The 2,968-nt window shown below is 71.9% G+C and carries 4 protein-coding genes; 2 read left to right on the top strand and 2 right to left on the bottom strand.

Annotated features, from left to right (window positions below):
- Positions 1 to 130: 130 nt before the first annotated feature.
- Both ACWGIG_RS38260 and ACWGIG_RS38255 read right to left on the bottom strand, forming a co-directional pair.
- Entirely contained in the window at positions 131 to 928 is a 798-nt protein-coding gene (locus ACWGIG_RS38260) for an RNA polymerase sigma factor SigF (RefSeq protein ID WP_453326338.1), read from the bottom strand.
- Between the two features lie 334 nt (positions 929 to 1,262).
- Positions 1,263 to 1,523: a DUF4235 domain-containing protein gene (locus tag ACWGIG_RS38255; protein ID WP_453326337.1), complete on the bottom strand. Its 261-nt coding sequence runs from the start codon at positions 1,521 to 1,523 to the stop codon at positions 1,263 to 1,265.
- Between the two features lie 325 nt (positions 1,524 to 1,848).
- Between ACWGIG_RS38255 and ACWGIG_RS38250 the strand changes: the two genes are divergently transcribed.
- The gene (locus tag ACWGIG_RS38250) at positions 1,849 to 2,238 is read left to right on the top strand and encodes a DUF2795 domain-containing protein (RefSeq protein ID WP_453326336.1); all 390 of its coding nucleotides are present in this window, start codon (positions 1,849 to 1,851) and stop codon (positions 2,236 to 2,238) included.
- 158 nt (positions 2,239 to 2,396) lie between these two features.
- Positions 2,397 to 2,933 (top strand): type 1 glutamine amidotransferase domain-containing protein, encoded by a 537-nt coding sequence (locus ACWGIG_RS38245; protein ID WP_453326335.1) that lies wholly within the window; start codon positions 2,397 to 2,399, stop codon positions 2,931 to 2,933.
- Positions 2,934 to 2,968 lie beyond the last annotated feature (35 nt).

Below are 2,968 nucleotides of genomic sequence, written 5' to 3'. Positions count from 1 at the left end.
GCGCGGGGGGGGGGCGGTTTCTCTGATGGGCGGCCAACCGCCGCGGGCCACCCCCCTGTAGGCGGGCGCGCGGGGCGCGGGGCCCCGTTTCGGGGCCCGGCGCACGTCGGTTCAGGCGCGCACCCCCGGTTCAGGCGGCTTCCTTCAGTGCCTGCGCGCGCAGCCGCGTGCAGCACCTGGTGATCAGCCTCGACACGTGCATCTGGGAGAGTCCCAGGTCCTCCGCGATGCTGCGCTGCGTCATGTCCCGGAAGAAGCGCATGTAGAGGATCCTCCGTTCCCGCTCGGGGAGTTGGCGCAGGCCCGGCTTGACCGCCTCGCGGTCGACGACCACGTCGAGGGCCGGGTCGGGGCCGCCGATGGCGTCGACGAGGGAGTAGCCGCCCTCGCTGCCGGGGAGTTCCGCGTCGAGGGACAGCGCGGTGAAGGAGTCCAGGGCTTCGAGCCCGGAGAGCACCTCCGCCTCGCCCAGACCGGCCTGGGCGGCGATCTCGGCGACCGTCGGGGAGCGTCCCGCCATCGTCTGGGCGAGCTCCTGGTGCGCGGCGCGGACCCGGTTGCGCAGGTCCTGGACGCGGCGCGGCACGTGCAGGGTCCACATGTGGTCGCGGAAGTGCCGTTTGATCTCGCCGGTGATGGTCGGTACGGCGAAGGACTCGAACACCGCCCCGTGCTCCGGGTCGTACCGGTCGACGGCCTTCACCAGCCCGAGGGCGGCGACCTGTCGCAGGTCCTCCAGGGACTCGCCACGATTGCGGAACCGGCCGGCCAGTCGCTCGGCCATCGGCAGCCACGCACTGACGATCTCCTGCCGGATCGCGTCGCGTTCGCGGCCCTCGGGAAGTCCGGCGAGCCGCTGGAAGGCGGCTGCCGTGTCGGGGGCGTCGTCGTGCGGGTGTTTGCCCGGCGTGCGAGTACGAGTGCGCATCGTGTAACTCCCTGGAACCTCTGGAACGGTGCAGACGGATGGGTGTCACCGCGGTGAGAGGAGAGCCGTGGCCGGGGCCTGCCGGCGGTCGGCGCACGCCCGGAGCACCAACTTCCGCTCCCACGGACGTGCCTCCGGTCCGAAGCACGGGGTTCGCCTGCCCCGGCCCGTTGCGGGCAAACGGGGAGCGGGCGGATCTGTGACCGGGGGCACACGCCCGGAAGCAGCCGACCGACGTGCAGAGCTCAAGGCGCGCAGAGGGCATGCAGACCTTCAGGACGCGCGGACAGGACGCGCGGACCTGAAGGACGTGCGGACCCGAGGGGCGCGTAGCCTAGCCCGGCCAGTAGCCCGTGATGCGGCGCACGACGGTGGCACCCGAGCGCTCCACCGTCGTGCGTACGACGGCGAAGATCGCGCCCTCCAGTGCGACGGCGGGCAGGATCTCGCGCCAGCGGCGGTCGCGGTCGAGGCCGTCGGGAGCGTCGTCCTCCCCGGTGACCACCTTCCAGGTCTTGCGGAAGGCAAGACCCGCGAGCATGCCGCCCGCCATGCCGAAGATCATTCCCAGCGGCTTGTAGAACACTTTCCCCATGTCGGGCCTCCCTCGGAACGGCCGGGCGCGAGCAGGGCGCCTGGCATGAATTCGGGTGACCCGGCGCACGGGCGGTAAACCGACTCCGGGCGCGGACCCCGCAACCGCCGTCCCTGACGGTGCGGGCCCACGCCCGGAGCCCATCCCTACCCCAGTGGCCTCTCGGCCGCGATTCGGGTCCCCCGCCCACGGGACCCCAAACCCCCTTCCCCCCGGGGAAGTTGAAAAAGGCGCGGAGCGCGACGTTTGCCCGCCATGTGTCGGGTACCAGCCGGGCACCCCGGAAGACCGCGGGGCCCCCGGAAGACCATGGAGTGATGCATTCATGCAGCGAGGCAGCGACCGCGTCAGCCGACGCCAGGACGACGAGATGAAGCAGGAGCTGCAAGGGCTGCTGCGGTCCGGTCACCCGACCAGGACCGAGGAGTGGCACGACCCGGAGCCGGTCGCCGACGACGACCCGGAGCTCGCCTCGGACAGGGCGCCCCGGCCGGGGCCCGCGGGCGAGTTCGAGAAGGTGCGGTTCGAGCTGGCCCGGCATCTGGGGCGTACGCAGTTCCCGGCGGACCGGGAGGCCGTGGTGGCGATGCTGCGGCACGGCAACGCACCCGACCGGCTCTGCGAGGTGGTCACGGCGCTCCCGGCGGACTCGGTGTTCGACAACGTCCAGGAGGTGGCCGTGGCGGCGGTGCCGGAGGCGTGGCCGGCGCGCTGAGAAGGCCCTGTCGACGCGTCGCAGCCGATGCGCGACCGGAGCATCGGTGATGTGCTGGTCGCGCGGGACGACAGACCGATCGGCATGCACACCCGGCGAACTGGCGGACCCCGAACCCGGTGAATCCGGAAAACCCGACCGTGGGAAAGGAGCACAGCATGCGCATCGCATTTCTCGTGGCGCCCGAGGGCGTCGAACAGGTGGAGCTCACCGAGCCCTGGCAGGCCGTGACCGCCGCGGGTGACACCCCGCGGCTGGTCTCCACCGCCCCGGGCAGCATCCAGGCCTTCCACCACCTCGACAAGGGCGACACCTTCCCCGTCGACGAAGTGGTCGGCGACGTCTCGGCCGAGGAGTACGGCGCCCTGGTGCTGCCGGGCGGCGTCGCCAACCCGGACGCGCTGCGCATGGACGCGGACGCCGTCGCCTTCGTCAAGGCCTTCTTCGCGGCGGGCAAGCCGGTCGCGTCGATCTGCCACGCCGCGTGGACGCTGGTCGAGGCAGACGTCCTGACCGGCCGTACCCTCACCTCGTGGCCGAGCCTGCGCACGGACATCACCAACGCGGGCGGCACCTGGGTCGACGAGCAGGTGAAGATCTGCACGGGCGGACCGAACACCCTGATCACCAGCCGCAAGCCCGACGATCTGTTGGCGTTCTGCGAGGCGTTCACCACGGAGTTCGCGAAGAGCTGATGCTCCACAGGAATGGACCGGCCCGGTCCCGCGGC

The sequence above is a fragment of the Streptomyces sp. NPDC054863 genome, from assembly GCF_053610825.1.
This window is presented reverse-complemented; position numbering and strand designations above follow the sequence as displayed.

Coding starts and splice junctions, on each gene's coding strand:
- ACWGIG_RS38260 (WP_453326338.1), bottom strand. CDS start 928: ATGCGCACTCGTACTCGCACGCCGGGCAAACACCCGCACGACGACGCC.
- ACWGIG_RS38255 (WP_453326337.1), bottom strand. CDS start 1,523: ATGGGGAAAGTGTTCTACAAGCCGCTGGGAATGATCTTCGGCATGGCG.
- ACWGIG_RS38250 (WP_453326336.1), top strand. CDS start 1,849: ATGCAGCGAGGCAGCGACCGCGTCAGCCGACGCCAGGACGACGAGATG.
- ACWGIG_RS38245 (WP_453326335.1), top strand. CDS start 2,397: ATGCGCATCGCATTTCTCGTGGCGCCCGAGGGCGTCGAACAGGTGGAG.